We start from the raw sequence: 1,826 nt of genomic DNA, 5'->3' as shown, positions 1-1,826 counted from the left end.
TCTTGGCTGTCTATATTTTAAACAATAAATTGCTGTATTGCAAGCATAGTCAGCTTTTAAAGATGAATTATTGTTTTATTGATCAGCAATAATTGTCTGTTTTTTCTTTAATTTTACATGACAAGTTTGGAAGAGCCGGAAATATTTGTCTTTGCTTATGTAAGTCGGGACTAATAAAGCCGCTGCTAAGTACCTAAGCAAAATTAATTACACATATCTAACCACCTCTTGCCTCTTGCCTATCTTCACTAGGAAATTAATTTTGCACGACTACTTATCTATATTTGTATAGTTTTTTTATTGCAATCTAACAGGAGTTTAACTTATGAGTCAGATAGCTATCGATAAAATTTACGAGACAGATTTCTATCAATGGACAATGAAACAAGCCCAAGCATTAAAAGAACAAAATGTCCAAGAATTGGACTGGGAAAACCTGATTGAGGAGATCGAAGCTTTGGGACGTAGTGATTATCAAGCAGTGGTCTTCTTACTAACTCGAATTATGCAACACTTTCTGAAGATTGATTATGCTAATAAGCCTGAGTGTAATCGCCATTGGCAAGCCGAAATCAAAGCTTTCTCTAACACTCTTAAGCGTCGCTACAGTCCATCAATGAAGCCTAAGCTAGAAGTAGAATGGCAAGGGATCTATTCGGATGCAGTTGACCTGTATTTGATTGACTCTCCCCCTTCTGACATCCCTGAAACCTGTCCTTATCATTTTAATGATTTATTTTGATGCCAGAAACTCACCTTAATTTCTTAAAACTTAGGCAATTCCACAGGCTAGAAGCCTGTTACACACAGGTTATATTTACCTCGTTTACCTCGTTCCCAAGTTCTACCTAGTAACGCCATTTTCAGGTTCTACCTGGAGAATGATATATATGAATAAGGCAGAGCTTTGGAACCAGAATACACAGGTTATATTAGAAGTCTGTTTCACCATTAAATGAGATTAGAAATTATGTTTACCACTAAACCGATGACTACTGCTACTAAGATAAAAGAGAGGATGGAATGAAAGAGTGTCATGCGTCGCATCGCAACACTTTCAATGGATACGTCCGATGTTTGGTAACACATAGCGATAGTAAAAGAGTAATACATGAAATCCCAATAATCCACCAGTTCTTGATTGGGAAAGTCTAAACCTTTGCGGTAAGCGGATGAATCTTCTGCGGATAGTTCATCGTAGTAGAGTCTGGCATAATACAGAGCGAAAAAAGTATGTACCAGAGTCCAAGACAAAAAGATCGCTAATAGGGATAATCCCATGTGCAAATTCGTCAACAAGGGAGACCATTGCTTCGAGTTGTTGAGCAATAAAGAAAGAGCAATTAACCCCATACCAGAAAATAGCAGCACAGCAAATAAAGTGCTAATACCCTTGGGTTCTTGCTGTTGAGACAAGCGAAAGGTATCTTCCGCAGTCGCTTTGGACATTTGCACTGCTAAAACACTCAAATAACTTAGTATCGCTAGATCGTAAGCCAAGAGAAACCGCAATTCCTGGTAAAATTCTCCCGTGATTAAATAAACGAAAATTGCCACTGTCAGCGTGAAGAGAAACCGGTTGATGGGAGAAGTCAGCCGAAAAATCATTTTTTGCTTGGCGGTCATTTTTAAGAGCCTTGATTTTCACAGATCTAGTTTATACCAATTCTCTAAATACCAACTACAGATAGAGCATCCAGGATATAACCTCGTCCAACAATTGAAGCAATTACCTCTTTGTTCATTTCTTCGAGTCGTTGACCAATTAACAAACGTAATTCCTCTAAGTCTCTAGGTAGTTTCCATCTCAATCCTTTTTTTAGATA

General features: G+C 37.8%; 2 protein-coding genes. One reads left to right on the top strand and one right to left on the bottom strand.

Translation table 11 applies throughout. The features are described from left to right. Positions 1–325 precede the first annotated feature (325 nt). Positions 326–742 (top strand): DUF29 domain-containing protein, encoded by a 417-nt coding sequence (locus tag IQ224_RS23250; protein ID WP_002742111.1) that lies wholly within the window; start codon positions 326–328, stop codon positions 740–742. 209 nt (positions 743–951) lie between these two features. Here the strand turns inward: IQ224_RS23250 and IQ224_RS23245 are convergent, their stop codons facing one another. Next, on the bottom strand, positions 952–1,626 hold the full coding sequence (locus IQ224_RS23245) for a DUF1345 domain-containing protein (RefSeq protein WP_002742112.1): 675 nt from the start codon (positions 1,624–1,626) through the stop codon (positions 952–954). Positions 1,627–1,826 lie beyond the last annotated feature (200 nt).

Source organism: Microcystis sp. LEGE 00066, assembly GCF_015207925.1.
In the GTDB taxonomy this organism is placed as follows: Bacteria; Cyanobacteriota; Cyanobacteriia; order Cyanobacteriales; family Microcystaceae; genus Microcystis; species Microcystis ichthyoblabe_A.
Note: the sequence above shows the minus strand (reverse complement) of the source record. Positions and strands in the feature narration are given on the sequence as shown.

What these genes read in the sequence shown, in the direction of transcription:
- IQ224_RS23245 (WP_002742112.1), bottom strand. Translation starts at nt 1,626, where the DNA reads ATGACCGCCAAGCAAAAAATGATTTTTCGGCTGACTTCTCCCATCAAC.
- IQ224_RS23250 (WP_002742111.1), top strand. Translation starts at nt 326, where the DNA reads ATGAGTCAGATAGCTATCGATAAAATTTACGAGACAGATTTCTATCAA.